31 protein-coding genes are annotated in these 23241 nt (G+C 42.0%); 14 read left to right on the top strand and 17 right to left on the bottom strand.

Translation table 11 applies throughout. The features are described 5' to 3' along the window. Positions 1-183: 183 nt before the first annotated feature. The 6 genes from HY805_07845 (at position 184) to HY805_07870 (ending at position 4079) form a co-directional block, all read left to right on the top strand. A complete protein-coding gene (locus HY805_07845; protein MBI4824121.1) occupies positions 184-471 on the top strand; it encodes a hypothetical protein in 288 nt (95 codons plus the stop codon). Positions 472-489: 18 nt separating this feature from the next. Continuing rightward, positions 490-696: a hypothetical protein gene (locus tag HY805_07850; protein ID MBI4824122.1), complete on the top strand. Its 207-nt coding sequence runs from the start codon at positions 490-492 to the stop codon at positions 694-696. Positions 697-935: 239 nt separating this feature from the next. Next, on the top strand, positions 936-1865 hold the full coding sequence (locus HY805_07855) for a sulfite exporter TauE/SafE family protein (GenBank protein MBI4824123.1): 930 nt from the start codon (positions 936-938) through the stop codon (positions 1863-1865). A gap of 8 nt (positions 1866-1873) precedes the next feature. Then, positions 1874-2710 (top strand): substrate-binding domain-containing protein, encoded by an 837-nt coding sequence (locus HY805_07860; protein ID MBI4824124.1) that lies wholly within the window; start codon positions 1874-1876, stop codon positions 2708-2710. An 8-nt stretch (positions 2711-2718) separates the two neighbouring features. Then, positions 2719-3444 carry an ABC transporter permease gene (locus tag HY805_07865; GenBank protein MBI4824125.1) on the top strand — a complete coding sequence of 242 codons (726 nt, stop codon included), beginning with the start codon at positions 2719-2721 and terminating at the stop codon, positions 3442-3444. Then, complete coding sequence (locus HY805_07870; GenBank protein ID MBI4824126.1) at positions 3441-4079, top strand: ATP-binding cassette domain-containing protein; 639 nt, start codon at positions 3441-3443, stop codon at positions 4077-4079. Before HY805_07865 ends, HY805_07870 begins: the two co-directional genes overlap by 4 nt. A 2-nt stretch (positions 4080-4081) precedes the next feature. Here the strand turns inward: HY805_07870 and HY805_07875 are convergent, their stop codons facing one another. From HY805_07875 to HY805_07915, 9 genes are read right to left on the bottom strand one after another with little or no spacing between them, the layout of a single operon-like run. Next, entirely contained in the window at positions 4082-4768 is a 687-nt protein-coding gene (locus HY805_07875; protein MBI4824127.1) for an acetate--CoA ligase family protein, read from the bottom strand. 1 nt (position 4769) lies between these two features. After that, the gene (locus HY805_07880) at positions 4770-6104 is read right to left on the bottom strand and encodes a CoA-binding protein (GenBank protein MBI4824128.1); all 1335 of its coding nucleotides are present in this window, start codon (positions 6102-6104) and stop codon (positions 4770-4772) included. Continuing rightward, on the bottom strand, positions 6101-7258 hold the full coding sequence (locus HY805_07885; GenBank protein ID MBI4824129.1) for a 2-oxo acid dehydrogenase subunit E2: 1158 nt from the start codon (positions 7256-7258) through the stop codon (positions 6101-6103). The genes HY805_07880 and HY805_07885 overlap by 4 nt, the downstream gene beginning before the upstream one ends. Positions 7259-7266: 8 nt before the next feature. Beyond that, positions 7267-7650: a nucleotidyltransferase domain-containing protein gene (locus HY805_07890; protein MBI4824130.1), complete on the bottom strand. Its 384-nt coding sequence runs from the start codon at positions 7648-7650 to the stop codon at positions 7267-7269. Next, positions 7647-8051: a DUF86 domain-containing protein gene (locus tag HY805_07895; protein MBI4824131.1), complete on the bottom strand. Its 405-nt coding sequence runs from the start codon at positions 8049-8051 to the stop codon at positions 7647-7649. The genes HY805_07890 and HY805_07895 overlap by 4 nt, the downstream gene beginning before the upstream one ends. Before the next feature lie 16 nt (positions 8052-8067). Continuing rightward, on the bottom strand, positions 8068-9030 hold the full coding sequence (locus tag HY805_07900; protein MBI4824132.1) for an alpha-ketoacid dehydrogenase subunit beta: 963 nt from the start codon (positions 9028-9030) through the stop codon (positions 8068-8070). Then, positions 9030-10085: a pyruvate dehydrogenase (acetyl-transferring) E1 component subunit alpha gene (gene pdhA / locus HY805_07905; protein ID MBI4824133.1), complete on the bottom strand. Its 1056-nt coding sequence runs from the start codon at positions 10083-10085 to the stop codon at positions 9030-9032. The genes HY805_07900 and pdhA overlap by 1 nt, the downstream gene beginning before the upstream one ends. 7 nt (positions 10086-10092) lie before the next feature. Continuing rightward, positions 10093-10899 (bottom strand): hypothetical protein, encoded by an 807-nt coding sequence (locus HY805_07910; GenBank protein ID MBI4824134.1) that lies wholly within the window; start codon positions 10897-10899, stop codon positions 10093-10095. A 12-nt stretch (positions 10900-10911) separates the two neighbouring features. Continuing rightward, a complete protein-coding gene (locus tag HY805_07915; GenBank protein MBI4824135.1) occupies positions 10912-11217 on the bottom strand; it encodes a hypothetical protein in 306 nt (101 codons plus the stop codon). Between the two features lie 139 nt (positions 11218-11356). On the opposite strand from HY805_07915, the gene HY805_07920 reads away from it, so the two are divergent. The 4 genes from HY805_07920 (at position 11357) to HY805_07935 (ending at position 12545) form a co-directional block, all read left to right on the top strand. Beyond that, a complete protein-coding gene (locus tag HY805_07920; protein ID MBI4824136.1) occupies positions 11357-11554 on the top strand; it encodes a DUF2191 domain-containing protein in 198 nt (65 codons plus the stop codon). Next, positions 11544-11936, top strand: a complete 393-nt coding sequence (locus HY805_07925; GenBank protein MBI4824137.1) for a PIN domain-containing protein — start codon at positions 11544-11546, stop codon at positions 11934-11936. The genes HY805_07920 and HY805_07925 overlap by 11 nt, the downstream gene beginning before the upstream one ends. Before the next feature lie 142 nt (positions 11937-12078). Beyond that, on the top strand, positions 12079-12288 hold the full coding sequence (locus HY805_07930) for a hypothetical protein (protein ID MBI4824138.1): 210 nt from the start codon (positions 12079-12081) through the stop codon (positions 12286-12288). Continuing rightward, positions 12276-12545 (top strand): type II toxin-antitoxin system RelE/ParE family toxin, encoded by a 270-nt coding sequence (locus tag HY805_07935; protein ID MBI4824139.1) that lies wholly within the window; start codon positions 12276-12278, stop codon positions 12543-12545. Before HY805_07930 ends, HY805_07935 begins: the two co-directional genes overlap by 13 nt. A gap of 147 nt (positions 12546-12692) precedes the next feature. Here HY805_07935 and HY805_07940 read toward each other — a convergent pair whose 3' ends face one another. Then, positions 12693-13076, bottom strand: a complete 384-nt coding sequence (locus tag HY805_07940; protein ID MBI4824140.1) for a DUF3192 domain-containing protein — start codon at positions 13074-13076, stop codon at positions 12693-12695. A gap of 628 nt (positions 13077-13704) precedes the next feature. On the opposite strand from HY805_07940, the gene mnmG reads away from it, so the two are divergent. Both mnmG and rsmG read left to right on the top strand, forming a co-directional pair. Next, complete coding sequence (gene mnmG, locus HY805_07945; protein MBI4824141.1) at positions 13705-15579, top strand: tRNA uridine-5-carboxymethylaminomethyl(34) synthesis enzyme MnmG; 1875 nt, start codon at positions 13705-13707, stop codon at positions 15577-15579. Then, positions 15554-16201 carry a 16S rRNA (guanine(527)-N(7))-methyltransferase RsmG gene (gene rsmG / locus HY805_07950; GenBank protein ID MBI4824142.1) on the top strand — a complete coding sequence of 216 codons (648 nt, stop codon included), beginning with the start codon at positions 15554-15556 and terminating at the stop codon, positions 16199-16201. The genes mnmG and rsmG overlap by 26 nt, the downstream gene beginning before the upstream one ends. Positions 16202-16234: 33 nt before the next feature. On the opposite strand, the gene HY805_07955 is transcribed toward rsmG, so the two are convergent. Genes HY805_07955 through HY805_07965 form a run of 3 tightly spaced genes read right to left on the bottom strand, consistent with a single transcriptional unit; the run spans position 16235 to position 18132 of the window. After that, a complete protein-coding gene (locus HY805_07955) occupies positions 16235-16633 on the bottom strand; it encodes a putative toxin-antitoxin system toxin component, PIN family (GenBank protein MBI4824143.1) in 399 nt (132 codons plus the stop codon). Then, positions 16630-16848, bottom strand: coding sequence for a ribbon-helix-helix protein, CopG family (locus tag HY805_07960; GenBank protein MBI4824144.1), 219 nt, complete (start codon positions 16846-16848; stop codon positions 16630-16632). Before HY805_07960 ends, HY805_07955 begins: the two co-directional genes overlap by 4 nt. 60 nt (positions 16849-16908) lie before the next feature. Continuing rightward, positions 16909-18132, bottom strand: coding sequence for a lipoprotein-releasing ABC transporter permease subunit (locus tag HY805_07965; protein ID MBI4824145.1), 1224 nt, complete (start codon positions 18130-18132; stop codon positions 16909-16911). 239 nt (positions 18133-18371) lie between these two features. On the opposite strand from HY805_07965, the gene HY805_07970 reads away from it, so the two are divergent. Together HY805_07970 and HY805_07975 are read left to right on the top strand one after the other, a co-directional pair. Continuing rightward, the gene (locus HY805_07970; protein ID MBI4824146.1) at positions 18372-18644 is read left to right on the top strand and encodes an HU family DNA-binding protein; all 273 of its coding nucleotides are present in this window, start codon (positions 18372-18374) and stop codon (positions 18642-18644) included. Between the two features lie 110 nt (positions 18645-18754). Continuing rightward, positions 18755-19060, top strand: a complete 306-nt coding sequence (locus HY805_07975) for an MTH1187 family thiamine-binding protein (protein ID MBI4824147.1) — start codon at positions 18755-18757, stop codon at positions 19058-19060. Positions 19061-19065: 5 nt separating this feature from the next. On the opposite strand, the gene HY805_07980 is transcribed toward HY805_07975, so the two are convergent. The 4 genes from HY805_07980 to HY805_07995 form a co-directional block, all read right to left on the bottom strand. Then, positions 19066-20289: a molybdopterin molybdotransferase MoeA gene (locus HY805_07980; protein ID MBI4824148.1), complete on the bottom strand. Its 1224-nt coding sequence runs from the start codon at positions 20287-20289 to the stop codon at positions 19066-19068. A gap of 16 nt (positions 20290-20305) precedes the next feature. Beyond that, positions 20306-20965, bottom strand: coding sequence for a zinc dependent phospholipase C family protein (locus tag HY805_07985; GenBank protein MBI4824149.1), 660 nt, complete (start codon positions 20963-20965; stop codon positions 20306-20308). A 589-nt stretch (positions 20966-21554) separates the two neighbouring features. After that, positions 21555-22391 (bottom strand): hypothetical protein, encoded by an 837-nt coding sequence (locus HY805_07990; GenBank protein MBI4824150.1) that lies wholly within the window; start codon positions 22389-22391, stop codon positions 21555-21557. Beyond that, positions 22388-23233: a hypothetical protein gene (locus HY805_07995; protein MBI4824151.1), complete on the bottom strand. Its 846-nt coding sequence runs from the start codon at positions 23231-23233 to the stop codon at positions 22388-22390. Before HY805_07995 ends, HY805_07990 begins: the two co-directional genes overlap by 4 nt. Between the last annotated feature and the right edge of the window lie 8 nt (positions 23234-23241).

Raw genomic sequence — 23241 nt, forward strand, 5'->3', positions numbered from 1 at the left:
GCCCATATGCATCTTGGCAGAGGGGCACTAACGAACACATGAACGGACTGGTCAGATGGTACTTCCATAAAGGCACGGACTTCGGTAAAATAACCAATGAGCAGGTGGCAATGGTAGCATCATTAATTAACACAAGGCCCAGAAAATGTCTGGGCTACAAGACGCACCTTGAAGTCGCATCTGTTGCACTTCGAGATTGAATGTAGGTCAGGCAAAATAAAAGTTTTTGTAAAGTTTCCTGTAGTTCAGCAGTATCTTGATGAAAAATTGGAACCAAGAGACGACAAAGGGAAAGCGGTATTGGCAGAGTTAATAGGCGAGGTATTTTGCAGATTTACAGCAAGAGAAAAAGTTGATAGAGGTGAGTATCCAATAATACCCGGGAACGAAATAAATATGTTTAATAAAGCCGTAAATGACCTTCAGAAAGAATATCTCCATAAAATTCATGAAATTATTACTAAAACATAAATAATATGGGGGTATACCATGTGGAAATGTGAACTATGCAGAAAGGAATTTAATTATGATACGATGGCTATTGATCTAAGATTTGGATATGTGGACTCTGAGGAAGTCAAAAGTGGCACAGACCCTTATGATGCCTTTGCAACTGAAGAAGGAATTGGACCTATTTGTAACGATTGTGCTATTGCTTACATAAGAGGTGAGAAAATCAATGCATGGGGAATCTAAAGCAATTTTAAGAACATTTGCCAAGAAGTGCAAAGAACACCTTAATACTGAGCAAATCCCTATAAGAATTGATAAACCGCCTTGTAAGTTACGAACGGAGTTTAACGGGACCCACTGCCATTTAAGGAATGAATTTTATGAATAATACCTTGAATGTATTCTGGCAAAAATGGGACAACCATATTGGCTGAAGGCAAAATTCATTAAACCCGGGGTGTGATTATATGGATTTTCTTGAGATTGTATTTCCTGTCTCAGGTGTAAAGACATCTATTTTAATCCCACCTCTCGTTGCCATGGTCGTATCGTTTTTTACCTCTATGGGAGGCGTTTCGGGTGCATTTTTACTTTTGCCATTTCAGATGAGTGCGCTTGGCTACACATCTCCATCCGTCTCTGCCACAAACTTTGTTTTTAACATAGTTGCAATCCCATCTGGTGTTTATCGCTTTATAAGGGAAGGAAGGATGGCTTGGCCTCTTACATGGGTGATTGTTGCAGGGACACTGCCTGGTGTGTTTATTGGATATTATCTTAGGGTCATATATCTGCCTGACCCAAAGGCATTTAAGCTCTTTGTTGGCTGTGTCTTACTTTACATAGGAGGAAGGCTTCTTTATGAGATTTCTAAAAAGGCAAAGACAAAAGAAAAGATGAAAGCGCTGGAAAAAAAATTCAAAGAAAGGCAGAAGTCATGGCGGACTTCAGGACTGCCAAAGGATGCGGCTATTAAAACGGTTTCATTTAGCCTCCTTAAGGTTGAATACGAATTCTGGGGCGAGAGGTTTTCCTTCAGCACCATAGGCATGTTTGTCCTCGCATTTATTGTTGGAGTCATAGGAGGAACATACGGTATAGGAGGAGGTGCAATCATAGCACCATTCTGTGTAGCAGTATTTCACCTTCCTGTATATACGGTGGCAGGCGCCGCACTTATGGGAACATTCATTACCTCTATTGCAGGCGTGACATTCTATAGCATTATCCCATCAGGGCTTAATACCTCGCCTGACTGGATGCTTGGAGCACTTTTTGGCATTGGTGGCTTCATCGGTATATATCTTGGAGCAAGGTTTCAGAAGTTCGTGCCGCAGAAAACCATCAAATTCATGTTAGGCTTCGTCATAGTCTTTCTTGCAATAAGGTATATCTCGCAGTTCTTTATGTAAAAGTCCCGATGAAGAGGAGATCATTGAAAAATATCCTATTTATCGCACTGATCCTTATTCCTCCATTAATCGATACTGTGCCTGCATCCGAAAAAACAATTACCTGTGCATCGACTACGAGTACCGAAAATTCAGGGTTCTTTAAACATATCCTTCCTATGTTCGAGAAGGAAACAGGCATAAATGTCCGTGTGATTGCCGTTGGCACAGGTGCCGCAATCGAGATTGGAAAAAGAGGAGATGCGGATGTGGTTTTCGTCCATGCAAAAGAGCTTGAGACGAAGGCTTTGATAGAGGGGTATTTTGTCAACAGATATGATGTTATGTATAACGATTTTGTTATCATTGGACCAGAGCACGACCCATTAGGGATAAAAAACGCAGGGTCTGCCCAAGAGGCATTTAGAAGGATTGCCATGGCTGATTATCCATTCGTATCGAGGGCAGATGGGTCAGGCACGCATTTAAAAGAACTATCTATATGGAAAGTCTCAGGCATAGACCCGAAAGGGAAATGGTATCTCGAGGTTGGTCAGGGCATGGAAAAGACTCAGAGGATTGCGGATGAGAAGTCCGCATACACACTTACTGATAGGGGGACATGGCTTGCGACAAAAGATAAACTGAAAATGATAATCGTTTTTGAGGGAGACCCCATGCTTTTCAATCAATATGGCGTCATGGTAGTAAACCCAAAAAGGTATAAGAATGTAAAATATAAAGAGGCAATGCTGTTTATTAACTGGCTCATATCAGAGAAAGGAAAGAAGGCTATTTTAGACTTTAAAGACAGGCATGGCAATCAGTTGTTTATTCCAAATGCAAATGTCATGCAGGAGAAATAGTTTAAGGTATGTATTCTATAGGAGAGGGTTTTAGAAAGGCATTCCAGCTTATATTCAGCCTCGATGCCGAGTTGTTGGGGATTGTATTTTTATCTCTGAAGGTTTCGGGTCTTGCCCTTTTTGTCAGCTCTGTCACGGGCATCTCGTTTGGTGCCTTCATAGGATTAAAGCAACATCCTGAAAATGCGAAGGTTCTGCGTGCCTTAAGATGGCTAATTATAAGCCTTATGAATACATTTATGGGACTTCCACCCGTTGTGCTTGGGCTTTTTTTGTATCTTATCCTTTCAAGGAGTGGTCCACTGGGGTTTATGGGATTACTTTATAGCCCCACTGCCATGGTTATAGCACAGGGCATCCTCGCATTTCCCATTATAGGAGCACTTTCGCACTCGGCTATCGTAAGCGTCGACCCTATTATAAGGCAGGCATCGATGTCATTGGGTGCAACATCGTCTCAAGTAACTGCCACGATAATTAAGGAGGTACGGTACGGCATAATGTCAGGGGTGATTGCTGGATTTGGAAGGGTAATGGCAGAGGTAGGTGCAATACTCATCGTTGGTGGAAATATCGCAGGCTATACAAGGGTCATGACAACCACGATTGCCCTCGAGACGGATAAGGGGAATTTCGAGCTTGCCCTCGCACTTGGGATTATACTCCTGATACTTTCTTTTGCCGTGAACATGACGCTTTATCTTATTCAGAAGAAAGGTCATAAAATAAATTGAGATTGAACTTACGGGTATCGGATATACATAAGGCATATAACGGAGCCCCTGTGCTTTCGGGTTGTTCCTTTTCCTTTGATGACAGTGGTATTTATGTCCTGATGGGACAAAACGGAAGTGGCAAGTCCACATTTCTTAGAATATGTAGCCTTATAGAAGCACCTGACAGAGGAGAGGTCAATTATTTCTCAGGCACAGAGATGCTTAAAAATAACATCGGACTAAAGCGAAGAATCACCCTCGTTCTTCCAAATGTTGGAGTTTTTAATAGTAGTGTTTTTAAGAATATAGCTTATGGTCTAAGGATAAGAGGAATAGAAAAACAGAAGATTAAAGAGATGGTCGAAGTCGCACTCGAATTCGTTGGCTTAAGCCATAAAAGAAATCATGATGCTCTCACCCTTTCCAGTGGCGAGACACAGAGGCTTGGCATCGCAAGGGCAATGGTTATAGACCCCGAGATACTTTTCCTCGATGAGCCTACAGCCTCTGTTGATGAGAAGAATACCCAACTGATAGAGGAGATAATACTGAATATGAAGGGTAAAACAGTGGTCATTGCCACTCATGATATGGCACAGGCTGAGAGGCTTTCCGACAGAATACTTATTATCCACAGCGGAAGGATTTCCTGAACTCAGTATCGATTCCTTTTTGCCTTCGTCTTTGCATCGAGGATAATGGCACCTTCCTTATAAATTCTGATAGGGTTTAAATCTATCTCCTCGATAAATCCGCTTGAGATAATCTTGCCTACGGCGATTATTATTTTAATAAGGGCATCTATATCGTAAGAAATACCCCTCCTGCCTTCAAGGAGTTTACAGCCTTTAGTCTGCCTTATAAGCTCATAGGCATCTTGCCTATTCAAGGGTGAAAGGGCAAATGAAATATCCCTGAATGTCTCGACAAACACTCCTCCCAAGCCAAACATCACAACAGGTCCAAACTGCTCATCGAGGGTTCCGCCAACAATAACCTCTAACCCCTCTTTCGCCATCTCCTCTACGAGAACACCCTCTGCATCTTTTATCTCAAGAAGCTCTCTGACTGCCTGATTAAGTCCTTCCTTATCTTTTATATCGAGCCTTATGCCCTTAACCTCTGTTTTTGAGATTATGCTTGATGATGTAACCTTTGCTACGAGTGGATAGGAAAGGCTTAGCTTTGGTATATGTCCATTTTTACCAATAAAAATCCCTTTTGGCACAGGAAGACCAATGTCTTTAAGAAGCCCTTTGAGCTCATGCTCAAGAAGCACAGATCCTTCATGTCTTTCAAGAAATTCCCTTACCTTTAAAGCTATAAAGGTATTTTTAGCCATATCAGTCAAGTAGTGCCCCCAGTGCCCTTACAGCCCTTTCAGGAGATGGATAAACAGGTATCCTTGCTTTTTCAAGGAGTGCTATTAGTTTTTTAGATATACTGCTTGAGGACATATAAAAAACCATGGGCTTGTTTATCTTTTCCTTAGCAAGCCTCATTACACTTACAAGCCTTTCTGTAATCCCTAAGACATTTGGCAGGGCAATGAGCAAAAACCCGTCGTAGTCATCATTCAACTCAGAAAGGGCATTAGAGTAATCCTCGTCTCTTACCTGTGCAGTTAAATCAAGAGGGTTTCCGATTCCGTAAAAATGAGGAAATAATAGTTTCAGCCTGTTTATTTTTTCCTTAGGCAATCCTGCTACATCGAGCCCCTGCCTTTCGCACTCATCAGCGGCAAGCACGCCTGAGCCTCCGCCATTTGTTATGATGCAGACCCTTTTGCCTTTTATGGCTCTCTGATAAGAAAGAGCCTTTGCAGAATCCATAAGCACATCGAAATCCTCTGCCTCCCTGATACCGAACTGTCTTAGGATTGAATGAAAGACCTCATATCTGCCTGCAAGCCTTCCTGTGTGGGAAAATGCCGCAGACTGTCCTCCTTTGCTCTTTCCGGATTTAAGAATAAGGAAAGGTTTCTTTTCGGACAATATCTTTGCCTTCTCTATGAACTTTCTTCCATTACCAACCGATTCGATGTATGAGACAACGACATCCGTGCTTCTGTCATTAGAGAGGTATTCATAAAGGTCAGACTCATCTATATCTATTGCATTTCCATATCCAACTGCCTTTGAAACTCCTGTATTTGAATCCCTGAGCGAGGACATGAGACAGCTAAGGATTGCACCGCTTTGACTAACCAAAGCCACATTGCCCTTTTTAGGCCTACGAAGCCTCTCATATGAAAGAAAGAATGTATCGAGCCTTTTATATGGGTTATAGATGCCCATACAATTTGGCCCAAGCATTCTCAGCCCAGCCTCTGTGCCGATTCTTTTAACCTCCTCCTGAAGCTCATCCTCTCCAACCTCTGCAAAGCCCGAACTTATGATGACAACGAAACCTGCCCTGCCTTTATGCTCCTTAAGTATATGGGGCACCTCAGGAGCAGGCCTTATAATCAAAGATAGGTCAACAGGCTCGGGTATATCGCTAAATGAAGGATATGCCTTAAGCCCCATAAGCTCTTTGTATTTAGGGTTAACTGGAAAGACCTTGCCCCTGAATCCGAGAAGGTTTTTTAATATCACACCTCCAAGTTTTTCCTCTGTATGGCTGGCGCCTACGAGGGCAATGGATTTAGGCTTGAAAAGACAGTTAAGGGGCTTCATGCAGACTCTATAAAAAGCATTGCAGGGTCTTCGAGGTAGCGGATTACCTTTGTAAGGAACTTTGCAGAGTCCACACCGTCTGTTACCCTGTGGTCGAATGTAAGCGAAAGGGGAAGAATCCTTCTTATCGTAATCTGTCCTTTCCATACCCATGGCTTTTCAGAAATCCTTCCTGTGCCTAAGATAGCAACATCAGGGTAATTGATTATAGGAGTTGCGAATACCCCTCCGAAATGCCCATAATTGGTAATCGTAAATGTAGAGCCCTTCATCTCATCTAACTTTATTTTTCTTTCCCTTGCCTTTTGGCTCAAGGACTGAATCTCACTGGCAAGCTCAAGAAGGGTCTTTCTTTCGACATCCCTTATAACAGGCACCATGAGTCCCTCTGGTGTGTCAACTGCAATTGCAATGTTATAGTATTTTTTAACAATCACAGACCCTTTTTCCTCATCGACTGAGGCATTAAGAAGTGGATGCTCTTTAAGGGCATGCTGAACTGCCTTTATAAAGAATGGCATGAATGTAAGACGAATGCCTTTTTCAGAGAGTGGTTTCTTTTCCCTTTCCCTGAGGTCCCATAGCTCAGTAATGTCAGCCTCATCCATACCTGTCACGAATGCAGCCCTACTCTGGGAGAGAAGGAGATTTTTTGAAATAGTTTTTCTTAAGCCTTTAATTGGGATGCTCTCTATAGGTCCAAACTGGTCTTCAGCCTTTTTCATCTTCTCCGATTCCTCTATGACATCCTCTTTTGTAATGCTTCCTCCAGGACCTGAGCCTTTAACTGCGTCAATCTTAACTCCAAGCTCCTTGGCAAGTGCCCTTATAGCAGGTGTGGCAAGAACCTCTTGTTCCTCAGGCAAAACTCCGACAATAGAGACCGATGGACGCATAGCAGGCTTGAGCTCCTCTGTCTCCTCTATAATGCTCATAAGTGCCTCTCCAACCTTTACTATATCGCCAACATCCTTGTTAAGCTTAAGAACCTTTCCTTTCCTTGGAGATGGAACTTCTACCACTGCCTTATCTGTTTCTATCTCAAGGACTATCTGATGCTCACTTACAATGTCACCTTCTTTGACAAGCCATTTCCTTACCTCTGCCTCTGTAATCCCCTCGCCTAAATCAGGAAGTATGAAATCATATGGCATGCTATTCCTTAAACCTCCTGCATCTGCCTTTTAAGGAAATAATGCCAGTCGTGATAGTTCCTGAGCACATTTGCCTCAAACAGGATTCTGCCTTCGGGGTTATTGTCAATAATCAGTAAGCCACTGTTTATAATCTCAAATAAAAATACAGGCGAGTTAAGGTTATTTAGAGCAACAATCTGGACCTCTTCACCTATATCCTTTGATACTTCAGCTTCAAGATAAAATATGCTCCAGCCCATGTTCCGGGGGTCTTTATCGAAATATATTGCAATATCCCAGTCGCTTCTTTGCCCGGCAATACCCTTTGCCCTTGAGCCAAACAGATAGGCAAACTCGATATTCCGACTTGCCTTCAGGATTTCTCTAATGCTCTCAATATTTCTACTCACACATTCTCCATATAGCCAATAAACCTTTTTATGTCTTTTATACCTGAGCTTAAAAACCTTCTTAAATCCAAAATAGTATCCACCTCATAGTCGTGTGCAAGAAAGTTTCTTAGCCCTGCGATATAAATAAATTTTCGGACAAAGTCCTTTGGAATAATCTTATAATCTCCAAGTTTATATATCGAATCACTATAGGTAGAAGGTTTCGGAAGACCTTTAGTTGCAATGACCATATCAGCGATGTCAAGTGCAATCTCTGCGCAGAGATAAACTGAGCGTTCGACCTGTTTCTTTATATCTTTAGATATCTCAATACCCTTTAGAAACTTAGTCCTGTTTATCTCTAAATAAAGGACCTCTTCTTTAAGTCTCTCAAGCTTTCTGAAAAGCACCTTATGCATGGCATATTATAACAGATTAATACTTCATTACCTCTTCCACTGCCTTCTTTATCCGCCCCTGAGTCGGCATATAATAATCTTCAAGCTTTGGAAGAGGCATCACCACATCATATCCTGTAACCCTGATTATTGGGGCTTTAAGATATAACATCGTAGACTCAGAGATAGATGCCGAGACCTCTGCACCAAACCCACATGTCTTGGGAGCCTCATGAACTATAACGACCCTGCCTGTCTTTTTTACAGATTTATATATGGTCTCCTCATCGAGGGGAGTCAGTGTCATTAAATCTATTACCTCGGCATCGATGTCTTCTACTGCCTCAAATGTCTTATGTAGCATACTTCCCCATGAAATTACCGTTACATCTTTGCCTTCCTTTGCAACCTGTGCCTTTTCAAGCGGGATTGTATATTCCCCTTCAGGGACTTCCTCCTTAAAAAGCCTGTAAAGCCTCGTTGACTCAAGGAATACCACAGGGTCATTGTCCCTGATAGAGGATATAAGAAGCCCTTTTGCATTATATGGAGATGATGGAACAACAACCTTTAACCCGGGCATATGGCAGAAAAGCGCCTCTGTGCTTTCCGAATGCTGGTCAGGTGCTTTTATGCCTGCTCCATATGGTGTTCTTATCACAATTGGGCATGTAAACCTCCCTCTTGTGCGATTCCTGATTCTTCCTGCATGAGAAAAGATTTGGTCGATTGCTGGATATATAAACCCCATGAACTGAATCTCAACGATTGGCTTTAAACCATAAACAGCCATGCCGATTCCTGCACCAACGATGCCTGACTCCGAAAGTGGAGTGTCTATGACCCTATCAGGACCAAACTCCTCAATCAGTCCCTCTGTTATGCGGAAAACACCTCCGTTTTTTCCAACATCCTCGCCCATGACGATGATATCTTTGTCCCTTGCCATCTCCTCTTTTAAGGCAAGGTTTATTGCAGAGACCATGTTACACTTTGGCATCAGAGCTCACCCATCTCATTTATCTGTCTTTGTGTGAGTTTCTCATATGTGTATAAGAACATATCCTTAGGCAGTTGAGGGCTTATCGATTCAGAAACAGAAACTGCCTTATCCACAACTTCCTTTGATTTTTCCTCTATCTCTTTTTCATAGCTCTCTGTCCATATGCCTTTAGCAGACATAAAAAGCCTTAATCTAAAAATAGGGTCCTTTGGCTTCCACTCTTCAACCTCTTGTTTCCCTCTGTATCTTGAGGCATCGTCAGCAGTCGTGTGGTCTGAGATTCTGTATGTAAAGCACTCTATAAGTGTGGGGCCATCGCCCTGTCTTGCGCGGATTAAAGCATCGGAGACTGCCTTATACACAGCAAATATGTCATTTCCATCAACCTGTATGCCGTGAAATCCATATGAGTATGCTTTCTGGGCAAGGGTCTTCGATGCGCTTTGTGTTTCACGGGGAACGGATATTGCCCTCTGGTTGTTCTGGCATATGAAAACAACAGGCAGTCTAAAGACACCTGCTATATTAAGGCCTTCGTGGAAATCTCCTGTTGATGTGCCTCCGTCTCCAAAATATGCAGTAACTGCTACTTTTTCTTTACGGTATTTAACTGCCATTCCTGCGCCAACTGCATGTGGAATTTGTGTGCCTACTGGAATACATAAAGGGAATATATTCAGGTCAGCAGGGCACTTCATTCCCCGCTCATCTCCCGACCAATATTGATAAAGCATATGCATAGGATAGCCCATCGTTATATAAACACCCATCTCCCTGAATGAAGGGAATACCCGGTCTGACTTTTGAAGCGAAAGGGCACTTCCAATCTGGGATGCCTCCTGCCCTAAGATGGATGCATATGTGCCGATTCTTCCTTCCCTCTGAAGGCTAAGTGCTCGCTCATCAAACACCCTCGAAAGCACCATAAGCTCATACATTCTTTTGATGTCAGACTCTGATAAAGAAGGCATAAGGGACTCATCAGCCACACCTTTTTCGTCAAGGATAGATAGGTGCTTTACATTAAAAGACTCAACTACCTTTTCAGGCATAAATTTATTATTGCCTTTTTACCTCTACTTCAATCTTTCCGTGCTCAATCCTCGGATGGCAAAGGAGGCAATCTATCTGTTTTTTCGTCACATGGTTCTGATGGACGAATTCGACATCTTCATACATCTCTATTCTTTCCACATGACAGAAGAAACATCTTTCTTTCGGGACAACACCATCGCCTCGAGTGACTGCAACATGGCATTGTTTACATTTATAGCCCATTTTAAGGAGTTTCTCATGCGAAAAGACCTTGCCTTTGACGATTATGTCCTTCTTTGGTGCACTATGACACGATGGACACCCAGGAAATGCTTCCCCAACTGGTGCACCTTTAAAATGGCAGAGAAAACAGGGGTTCATCGATGCCCTGACATGCTCGCCCTGCACTATGTCTGAATGACAGCTTCTACAATGAAGGTTAATCCCCCTTCTTGATTCTGTGAAATGTGGCTTGTGGTCAAAATCAATGCCTCTTTTTGTAAATAATTCATGTGCCTCGATAAGCCTCCTCTCATGACAGCCAGACTGAAGACAATTCTTATCAGGCACCCTCGTAATAGGCCTTGGATGATAGGTTCCTGCAAGAAACCTTATCTGACCTGACACTGCATTTAGCACATTGTAGTCATGACACTTCAGACAGGGCACTTTGTTATGTGTAGAGGTCTCCCACTTCTTGTAAAACGGTGTTATGAAATGGCAGACAGTGCAGTTTTTGGGAATTGGGAAGACCACTTTTTTTACGAAAAAATAAGCAGAAAGAACTATTAAAACAAATGCTATAGCACCTATAAAAGCCTTTTTACTCATAGAAGACCTCCTTCATTGCCCTTCCTCTTTTTTATCTCTTGTAAATGCCTCTGTTAGATAACCTACAATCGTGCCAAAGATTGCACCTAAGATTATAAATACCGATGCAATACAGAAGATACCGAGCATGATGCCTATGACAGTAAGAACCCTCACAAGCAGGCTTGGCATAAGCGGGACTCCAAGCAGTTTGCTAAGGAGAACTAATGTAGCATAGCTTCCAAAGTAAAAGCCAGGTAGGAGTCCAAATATCACAAATGCAATAGCACCTATGACAGCACCGATTCTTGCACTTATCTTTACAGTGTTTTTTCGCACCCCTTTGCCTCTACATAATAGAGTAACAGAAAATACTTATAAGTCAACGGGAATTTTCTCAGTCCTTAAAATAAGTATTGAATTACACAAAAATATATAGTATTATTGTGTATAAATATTGCACTTTTGGAGGTGTAAAATGCGTGCAACTGTCACTATAGAAAAGGACAAGCTGGACATGCTCCTTAAAGAGACAAGGAGCAAGAGCAAGACCTCAGCCGTAAAGATTGCAATCGACGAGTACTTGAGAAAAAAGAAAGTAGAAAAGATAAAGTCCATGAGAGGCAAGCTCCAATTTGACATGACTGCAGAAGAGATAAGGCATCGTGAAAGATAGGGTTTTAATAGACACCTCTGTCTGGATTGCCTACTTTAAAAACAAAGACAACCTCCTGTCTGAAAGGGTAGATGAGGTCCTGACATCAGCAGACATATATGTGCCGAGGGTTGTAATAGCAGAGCTTATACAGGGCGCAAAATCAGAGAAAGAAATCTTAATTATAGAAGATTTTATTGATGCCTTTAATATAATTGACCAGACATCAGACACATGGCTGAAGGCTGGAAGACTTTCCTTTTCCATGAAGAAAAAAGGTTTAACTGTCCATGTGCTGGATTGCTATATTGCCGTGCTGGCAATGGAGCACGATTGTAAAATATTCTCACTGGATGAGCATTTCAAAAACATAAAAAGGTTTTTAAAGGTTGAGCTGATATGATCAGGTTTTTTTCTTTATTTGATAAACCCTAAAAAGTTAGCGGATTAGTGAGCATGAACATGTGTCCCTAATAAAAACGGTATTGATTCGCATCTCTTATATGTGGTATCTTTTAAAAAGATGGAAGAAAATAGGAGGTAATATGCCGAAGACTATTGAGATGCCGATTTCTCTCATAGGTAAAATATCCAAAGCCACAAAGGCATTTGAGGAGCTTGAGGACGAAATAGAAGATTTCCTTCTCGTAAAAGACCCTGAGTTTCTTAAGAAAATGCACAGGGCAAGAAAAGACCATCTTTCAGGTAAAACAAAACCGCTCAAAAGTCTCAAAAAAGAATTATGTATCGAATAGATACAACTCCTGATTTTGACAAAGACATAAAGTCACTTGACTCATCAACAGCTTCAAGAATCATTAAGAAGATAGAATGGCTTGCCTGTCATCCTGACCTTATGAAACATCCTATGAAATATCTTCCTAAAGAGATGAAGAGCCTTCAAAAGTATCGTGTTGGTGACTATAGAGTTCTCTTCTGGGTTGACCACAATCATAAATTCATTACCCTGTATGGTGTTGAACACCGTAGAACCGTGTACAAAAAATTATAATAAAAGGGTGGTAGGGATTCTCTGCATAATAGTAAATTTACCACTTTTACTAATATTTTTTCCAGCCTTTCTGAGACGATGGTAGCAAAAAGAGTTAGCGGATTACTGAGCATGAACAACCGTCCCCATTTCTGCTTTTCTATGAGTCTACTTGACGTTAATATCAATTTCATATCTCCTCCTTACATCCGTATAGAAATTCCTACCCCATCCTATAACTTTTCCTTCTCCATCGAATACAATCGGGGTAAAATCAGAATCACTGGTTTTATAAATTTCGACTGTCTTGGCAGTTCTATAAAACCATGCTGAGCCCCAAATATAACCTTCAGACTTTTCAGGCTCGCCCATAAGCTCCATAGTCTGTTCTTGAGACATCCCTATTTTCATGGCGAGAAGATTTTTATTGTTTCTTTTAATAGCCGATTGAATCCGATTATATGTTATTGTTTCGTGAACAGGGCTACCTACGCAGGCTGCAATACTTACGATGCAGAATACGAAGAGAGTGATTATCGATATTCTCTGCATATTACCCTCCTTCAATAGATTGAAGACATAATGGTGAAGACATAATGAGACATAAGGGGGACGGTTCTATTTTTAGCACCCGCCTCTTTCTTTGACCTGACATTATCCATTTCTCTCCTTTGCCATTATCTTAAGCAGACGCCTCTTTTCTGTCAAGGGGAAAACAGAGCGGTAGGGCGACAGGTAAGAGTAGGAGAGCAGGAGGGTATATTGGAGATTGCTTCGTTTCACTCGCAATGACAGAGCTTTACACACCCCTAACCCCTCTTGATAGAGGGGAACATAACAGTGAGGGGGATTTGAAAAAGGGTGGAAATGGACATAGTGAAACATTTCAGGTGAAATACTTCATGTGAAATATTTCATATTGACTACTTCCATTTTTTACTGATATAGTGCGACATATGAGCAAAAAAATCTCAAAAGAAAAAAGGCTGAGGTTCAAGGATTTTACGCAATTCTCATGGATAAGGCAATTTGAACAAAATGAAAAAGATTGAACGCTCTAACGATAAAAATGAAGATAATTCAGGCACTTAGGGAATTCAAATTGAACCTATAAAAAAAGGAGATGGCAACGATTTTTCCCCTTTTGAACAACTTACAAGAAATCCTTTATAGTAAATATATGGGCTATGATGTAATCGTAATAGGTGCGGGACATGCAGGCTGTGAGGCAGCACTTGCCACATCGAGGATGGGAATAAAGACATGTCTTTTCACCCTGAATCTCGACACCATTGCCCAGATGTCCTGTAATCCTGCAATTGGAGGGCTTGCAAAAGGACATCTCGTTAGAGAGATAGATGCATTGGGTGGAGAGATGGCAAAGACTACGGATAGCTCATCAATACAAACGAGGATGCTCAACCTCTCAAAAGGCCCTGCTGTTTGGTCTTTAAGGGCGCAGGCTGACAGAACCCTCTACAGGCTCTCAATGAGAAAAACCCTCGAGGCTCAGCAAAACTTAGACATAAAACAGGCATCAATCGAAAGGCTTATTGTCAGTGGAAGACAAATAACAGGCGTTGTCACATCTCTTGGGACATTTTATTCTGCAAAGGCAGTCATTGTAACAACCGGCACATTCCTTAAGGGGCTTATGCATATTGGACTCGATAACTTTGAGGCAGGAAGGGCAGGAGAGTTTCCCTCTATAGGCCTTTCGGATTCCTTAAGAGAGCTTGGATTTAAAATGGGAAGGCTTAAAACAGGCACACCACCAAGGCTCGATGCAAAGACAATTGACTTTTCAAAGACAACACCTCAGTATGGAGATGAGCCTCCAATACCTTTTTCTTATAGCACTTCTTCAATCAAAAACCCACAACTGCCATGCTTTATCACATATACAAATCCAGATACCCATAAAATCATCCTCGATAATCTAAATCGCTCTCCTCTTTATTGCGGAAAAATCAAAGGCATAGGACCAAGATATTGTCCCTCCATAGAGGATAAGGTTGTAAGGTTCTCAGAAAGGCAAAGGCATCAGGTATTTCTTGAGCCAGAGGGTCTTGAGACAAAAGAGTATTATGCAAACGGAATCTCAACGAGCCTTCCCTATGATGTTCAGGTTAATTTCATAAGGACTATACCCGGACTTGAGGATGCTGAAATCATGAGGCCCGGGTATGCAATCGAGTATGATTTTGTATATCCGACTGAGCTTAAGCACAGTCTTGAGACAAAGTCCATAAGCGGGCTTTTCCTTGCAGGACAGATAAATGGCACATCAGGCTATGAAGAGGCAGGTGCGCAAGGACTTATGGCAGGAATAAATGCAGGACTTAAACTTCAAGGGAAAAAGCCTCTTGTCCTCGAAAGACATGAGGCATATATAGGTGTGCTCATAGACGACCTTGTCACAAAAGGCACAAACGAGCCCTATAGGATGTTCACATCGAGGGCTGAATACCGCCTCATCTTAAGACATGACAACGCAGACATGAGATTAAAAGACAAGGGATACGAGATTGGACTTATCGGTAAGGATGACTATAAGAGATTCACCGAAAAAAAGACATTAATCGCCGATGAGATAGAAAGGCTTAAGAATAAAAGACTTAAGCCGAATATGATTAATGAGGCACTCAAAGACTTAGGCACCCACCCTGTAGAGGAAGATGTAACAGCAGAGGGTCTCCTCAAAAGGCCCGAGATAAAATACGATTTTATCAAAAGGCTTTCTCCGCCTGAAAAAGCCCTTCCAAAGGAGGCAGAAACACAGGTTGAAATCTCCATAAAGTATGAGGGCTATATAAAAAGACAGATAGAGGATGTAGAGAAACTAAAGAAGGCAGAGGCACGGAAGATACCGCCTGATATCGACTATAGGGCAATCAATGGGCTCTCAAAGGAGATTCAGGAAAAGCTCGACAATGTTAGACCCGAAAACCTTGGTCAGGCAGGCAGGATTCCCGGTGTTACTCCTTCTTCACTTACAATGATTATGCTTTATATGGAAAAGGCAAAACATGCAGGGCACCGAAATAAACCCTAAACAAGAGAAAGCGAACATCCTGATTACCAAAGGTCTTCGTGAGATTGGCATTACTGTCATGCCTAAACAGGTCAGCTCGTTTATAAGCTATCTTTCGCTGATTAAGAAATGGCAGAAGGCTTATAGCCTCACATCCCTTAAAACAGATGAGGATATAGTTATCAAGCATTTCTTAGATTCATGTCTTTATCTTAAAGCCTTACCTGAAGGCTCGCTTAGTCTTGCAGATGTTGGAAGCGGCGCAGGGTTTCCCGGTATCCCAATAAAGATAATGCGACCTGAGCTTAATGTATACTTAATCGAGCCATCTAAAAAGAAATCGGCATTCTTGAGGCATACAATCAGAGCCCTCGGACTTAAAGGCATAACTGTGATAGAGCAAAGGGTTGAGGATATGAAAAATGTGCGGTTTGACATAGCGGTTACACGGGCTTTATGGAGCATAAACGAATTCATCGCTAAGGCATCTCCAATCGTTAAAGATAGAGGTATTCTTGTGATAAGCAAAGGGCCTAAGGTAAAAGAAGAGATAGGGGAAATCAGGGTTGATTATGAGATGATGCCGGCCAAACTACCGCTTTCTCAGGCAAAAAGGTATCTGGTTATAATAAGGAATGTGTAATAGTCACAACTTGACCTGACATACTCAAGCCCTCTATCTTCTCAGATAATTCCAAAATTCTCTTGGCGTAATTATCTTTATGCCTTTATATTTCTTTAAAATCAAGAGGTCTTTGTCGCCTGTTATTATAAATCTGACATTGCCACTTAATGCAGTCCCGATTATATCTGCATCATCTTTATCTCTTAAGAGAGGACTGTTTATTTCTTCAGGGCTACATATCTCTGCCTGTTCTCTTAAGTAGGCAATTACATCCTGAACAATGCCCTGAGGCAGGCGTATCTTACTAATCAGTTTTTCCTTTACCTCTGATAAAATATGTTCGCTTATTACGATATTGTGGTCTGTAAGGCATACCTCAAACACCTCAGCGCTGAGACCTCTGGTTGCAAAGGCAGAAATAATTACATTTGTATCCAGCACAACCCTCATGAGATGGACTTAAAGACATCCTCATCTGTCAATAATCCCTGTGCCTCTGCAAAAGGTAAAACCTTTTTCCTTAACTGCTGAAATCTTTTCACCGCAAGATAACAAGTAATGGCATCCCTGATAATCTCACTCTTTGATGCCTTTTCTGTCTTTACTACAAGAGCCAGCTCATCCTGAAGCTTTTTAGGCAGTCTTATAGTGATAGTATCTTTCATGTCTCACCTCTTGTAAGACAATGTAACACAAAATCAGGCGGCTGTCAAGAAAAATCTTTCCTATTCATATCTTAAAGGCTCAATAGGGTTGAGTTTTCCTGCCTGCCACGATGGATAGATAGTTGCAAGAAAGCTTATTACCACTGCAGACACCGAAACTGCAATAAAATCAAAAAGCTTCATCTTCACTGGCAGGTGGCTTAGATAATATACATCAGGAGGAAGTTTTATTATCTCATAGGTGTTTATCACATAGCCCACGACATATCCTGCCAGAAGACCTATAGCAGTTCCTGAAAGCCCGATAAGGAATCCCTGAAGCATAAAGATTGACATTATGCCTCCATGCCCAGCGCCTATCGCCTTAAGTATTGCAATCTCTCTCTCCTTCTCTATGACATTCATTATGAGGGTGCTTACGATGTTAAATGCGGCAACTAAAACTATCAAGGTCAGTATGACGAACATGGCTAATTTTTCGAGCTTCAGTGCGGCAAAAAGGTTTCTATTCATCTCAATCCAGTCCCTTGTATAATAAGGGTATCCGAGTCTTTCCTGAATCCCCTTTGAGATTTCCTTTGCCTTATAAATATCATCCACCCTGAGTTCAATCCCTGTTATTGTTTGGTTCATGCCCAAGAACTCCTGTGCAGAGCTTATGCCTACGATGACAAGGTTTGAGTCATACTCAAACATTCCCACATCGAATACGCCTGCAACCCTAAAGGTCTTTACCTTTGGGAGCATACCCAGAGGTCCTATCTCGCCCATAGGAGAGATGATTTTTATCCTGTCGTTTTTCCATATTCCCAACTTTCCTGCCATTTCATTTCCAACCAGCACCCATGGAATGCCATCAACATCCATAAGGTCATCAAAAGAGCCTTCCTTAAGGTATTTTTTAAGCTCTGTTGTCTCTGCCTCCATAGCAGGCTCTATGCCCTTAAAGACAGCGCCCTGTGCCCTCCCTTCGTATGAGACCATTACCTGCCCAAGTATAAAAGGAGAGGCAGAGCGAACATGAGGCTCTTCCTTTGTCTTTGACATTACTGCATTATAATTGTTCATACTGCCACCATAATTGAGCACAACTGCATGGGCGCTAATGCCTAAGATTTTCTTCTGGAGGTCTTCATGAAACCCGCTCATCACAGAAAGCACAATAAGAAGTGCCATCACACCTACCGAAACACCTCCGATAGAGATAGCAGTATTAAAAGAAATGCCCTTGTGCCTTTTTCTTGATTTAAGATACCTGATCGCTATAAAGACCTGATAAGGAATCTTCATTTAAAAAGTTTACCTCTTGTCCATCTAATATGTCCAGTAAAGAAAACCTTATAACTAAAACCCTATTTTTAGAAGAAGTGTTAATTTTAACTCGCAGCACAAAAATTTTTTAGACATCCATTAATATTTTGCTTGACAAAAAAATTCTTTCTTGATACTTTATCATCACACTTAAATTTTAAATTCCTTATCATAAAATCTAATTTAAACTTTTAAGGAAAGGGGGGAAATTAATGACAAAGGCGGATTTGATTGACAAGGTAGCAAGTTCTGCAGGATTGAGCAAGGCAGATGCAGGCAGGGTAATCGATGCCACAATGGATTCCATCAAGGCAGGGTTGAAGAAAGGCCAAAAGATAACACTCATCGGATTTGGCACTTTTTCCGTAGCCAAAAGAAAGGCAAGAAAAGGCCGTAATCCAAGAACAGGCGAAGAGATAAAAATCCCTGCGTCAAAAATACCAAAATTCAGAGCAGGTAAAGCACTAAAAGATGCAATAAGATAATTTTTCTCTCAATAAAATAAAGGGGGCTTTGCCCCCTTACTTTTTCCCTTTTATTTCCCTTCATACTCTGCTATCCTCTACTGAAAGAAAGACTCAAAAGGAGGTTTTATATGCTTATCGAATTCAGCATCGTGCCTGTGGGCATAGGCAGTAGTATTGGAGAGAAGCTTGCAGAGGTCTTAAGGATTGTAGATGAAAGCAAACTTCCTTATAAGGCAAACCCTATGGGAACGGTCATCGAAGGACAATGGGATGAGGTGATGAGGGTTATCAAAAAATGTCATGGTGCTGTTATGAAAGATGGCGAAAGGGCTATCACTACAATCTCCATTGACGACAGAAAAGGAAAACCAAACAGGATAGAAGAGAAGGTTAAATCCATAGAAAAAAGACTCGGCAGAAAACTAAATAAATAAAGCCCTTAGAATAATTTGACCTCGACTGTTTCGCCTTCGGCAATTCCAAGCTCATGGGGCAAAACAGTAATAATTCCGTCTGCCCTGACGAGGGTGCTAATCAGCCCTGATTTTCCCAGTTGAGGTGTGGCAAAAAGCACCTCTCCTTCTGCTTTAAGGGAGACCCTGATGTGCTCTAATTTACCTGCCAAAGAGTGTATGCCTTTTGTAAGCTTTGCCTTAACTCTATTTTCATTACAAAATCCCTCCTCTTTAACGCCCGACATGTACCTGAGGACAGGCATTACAAATGTATTAAAGCAAATCATCACTGCCACTGGATGCCCCGGAAGTCCAAAGACAACCGTATCTCCTATAACGCCTGCTATGGTTGGCTTTCCTGGCTTCATAGAGACACCGTGAAATATAATGCGGCCCATGCCGTTTATGACCTTTGCTGTTAAATCCCCTGCTCCAACCGAACTGCCACCTGTTATAAGGACTATTTTAGAGTCCTTAATGGACTCATGGACCGCAGAGCTTATCAGGTTATACTGGTCATTAAAAATCCCCTTTTTAAGGACAATACCTCCTTCCTTTCCGATGAGACCGTCAAGGATAAAGGAATTCATATCCCTTATAAAGCCCGGCTTTATGGAGCTATCGTGGGGTATTATCTCATCACCCGATGATATTACCGAGACACAGGGCTTTTTATAAACAAAAACATTTTTTATACCTATCCCTGCAAAGACGGCAACATCCTGAGCCCTGAGCCTGTGCCCATCATTTAAAACCAGTTCGCCTGCCCTTATATCCTCTGCCTTTTCTATCACATTTTCATGTGGCGAGACTGGCTTTTGAGCCTCAATCGTCTTTTCCTCAAGCCACTGGGCATGCTCGAACATTAAAACTGCATCTGCACCTTCTGGCAACATGCCTCCTGTTGGGATTCTTGCACCAAAGCCTCTTTTGAGCTGAAAGCGAGGCTCCTCTGCCATCTGGATTTCATGAGACACCGTAAGGTATGAGTGGGCTCCGAATGTATCTTCGGCATGGACTGCAAAGCCATCCACTGTGGAGCGACTGAAATGAGGCAAATCCTCTGGGGAATGGATATCTCTCGAAAGAACCCTTCCATAAGAGTCCTCGAGCCTGATTTCCTCTTCCTCCTTAGGCCTTTTTGGAAGGTTTTCGAAGAGGAGACTTAGTGCGTCTTTTACGGCCAAGGCATCCTGCCTACCGAGCATGTCCATCGGCATTATTTTATATCAGGATTCCGCTTAAGGGTTTTGCCTTCTTTACATTTCCAATAGGGTCTTTCTTTAAGACCTCACTCCGCAATCCATGTTGAAGGACATCGCTTATTCTATCCAGAGACTCCTCGTGAAGCCGTTCTATGTGACGCCTTTCTATCAGAACAGGATTGCCAAATCTCTCCTTGTTGAGCCCGGAGATAATAACCCAGCTTTTGAAGAGCCTTCTGTTGGTCTTAAATGAAAAGATAAATCTGTGGAGAGATTTTTCGAGGAAGACATCGTTTCGGCGTTGAACCTTTCTTTCGATTCTAACTGCCTCGAGCCAGTGTCTTCTGTCTATGATGCTGTCAGCCTTAAGCTCAAGAAACGCATGCCCTATATTCTTGCTCTTGCAGGTGAAACTTCCATGTGCAACCGTGTCTGCCGCAAGATGGCTCAGGTAGCCGTACGAGAATGCCTTTTCAGGGTCTGTCTTTGAGGATTCAAATAGGTTGACTGCAACATCCCAGCTGTGGGAGTTCATCTTGCGTGGAAGATATTTTTTCCCCAATATCATATCAGCCATCAGGTTTCCATAGAGGAAGTCCTGCCTGTATCTTCTTATGAGGCTGTAAACGCCTACAGGAAGGATACTGCCAAGATAATAGACCTCCGAGCCAAGATACATGTGAGTAAGAGGCCCCCATGCAAAGGCATAGGAAGGGACAAGAAGAAATGATGCTATCAACAATAACCTGAGCAAATTATTACCCTAAATTTAATTATATCAAAAGAGAAAGGTTTTTTACAACCCTCTCTTGCCTCATTTAAAAATCTTGATAAAAAAGGGGATACTAATTTAGATTTGTTAATTTGGGGTTTCACCCCAAACCCCAGTTGCTTTTCTTCATGCCCAAGAAAAGTAACCAAAAGAATCGCACCCATGAAAATTTCGGTCTCTGACCACGCTTCATTCAGTCGGCAGAAGGTAAATTTTAGCAAACTCTGCCGATTAATCGGTATCGAACACGCTAAAATTTTTAACCCTTCAGCCTCCTTCATTACACTGAAATTTTCTAAAGGGGGATTGAAAGGAGAAACTACTTTGATGCTTCTTATCTATCGGAAATTATTTCAGAGGACAGAGGGATGGCTGAATGGCTGGGGCTTGACAAGCCAATTTAGAAATGTCCTATTTTTCTCTCAGCCGAAGGCTCATAGAGAGGGGGGGATGTCTAATAATTAGAACCGTTGTCCCTATTGTTATACTACGACTTTTATAGTCTTTCTATCAAATAAAGGACATTATACTTTAGCAAAGCATATGCCTCTGGGAGAAGGTGATTGCCCTTTGGGCAGTTTTCATAAGTTTCACAGCCTTGTGCCTCTATCTCGTTTATTAGAGCATTTAAAATATTCTTTGCTGTGCCATTTTGACCCTGCTCAAGTTTCTTCTTTGCGGCTTCCAACTTTGCATCCAAGCTCATCTCTATGCCCTTGTTCGTTATCCAGCCTAATGAGAATGCTTCATGTTTCATGCCTATAATATAGTCAAGGAATGAAAGGGGGTTGAAGTCCAAAGGCGGGGCTGTGGGTCCGAGGGTCTTGCCTTTAAATGCATTTATAAAAATATTCCTTTCGGGACAGTCCTCTTCCTCGGGCATCTCCTCTTCCGAAATTGTAGGCAGTTCACGCCAACCATGCGCATAATAAGTGACAATCGCAGGAAGCCCTTCGCTTTGCATGCCGAAACCATTCAGAGATGCTCCTGGCTTAATGTTAAATTCATCTGATTCATATTCATCTGAAGCCCAAGAGTATGGTGACCCGTTGGTTATACCAGTGCCCATGCCGCTCCAACCTCTTGGAGAGGTAGCATTGACAAGAGGAGAATAGTGTTCTACATAAAAAGACCATACCTCTTGCACACTTTTCTGCGAACTGCTCAGTAAGTAATTATATTTAAACCCACTGACGGTCCTTTCTGCCGAAGAGTAAATTTTGACATCTATTTCTTTTACAGAGGTAAAATATTCGCTACAAGTAATCGAAAAAGCCAGCCCCGGCATTATAAGAATCGAGATTAAACTCAGCATTAAAGCTATTTTCTTCATTTCCTCCTCCTTATTGCGGTGCTATAGATATGATAATGGTCACTGTGAATATAAGGCGGTATTCCAGTAACATCACGAATTATTTTAAATAACACCTTCTTATCCAGCCCCACACACCGATTATTATCCAAGCTCATAAATTCCCAACCCACAAACCCGATGTCCGCATTTATTCCAAGCCTGTGAGTACAGTGCCCATGACCTTTCTGCTTGCACTGAGGGGCTGTTGTATCCGCTAACCAATGATTATAAACGTCAAAAGCTCCGCCGCCTGGCAGGCTCATGTCGTTTACCCTCAAGTTAATGTATGGCGTCGTAGATTGAGAAGCATATTTTCTTGCAATCTGTTTTACGGCATAAATAAGATTCCATGTGCCATAATGGTTTTCATTGTGCTGAGAAGTAGGAGGCACAAAACGGCAAGGGTCATTAGATTTGGGCGAACCAACGAGAACGTAATACATACCTCCAGGCATGGGATGAAGCCCCTTCACCTTCACATCTATATACTTCTTTATTTCCTTTTCTGTTCCCCTAACAGTCAATATTATCTCCTCTGTTCCTGAAACTTCTGAGCTGGTATAAGTCGCAGTTTTCTCTGTCTCACCCGATGAGAAAGAAACATTTGTCGGGCTTATACTACCTTTGGGCCTTCCATCATTTATCAGGCCATGGTCATGCCCGCCTGACTTAGGGTCGGGTATGTCAACCTTTAGCTCCACAATGCAGCATCCAGCCGGCGCGGGTCTTGTAAGAGAAACTCTTACCTCTGCCTGTGTATTTCCGACACTTGGCTGCCCTGGTGGCATCTTCGGTGCTACCCAATCACTCGCAAGTGTCACATCACCAA

The organism is Nitrospirota bacterium (assembly GCA_016207905.1).
In the GTDB taxonomy this organism is placed as follows: domain Bacteria; phylum Nitrospirota; class Thermodesulfovibrionia; order Thermodesulfovibrionales; family JdFR-86; genus JACQZC01.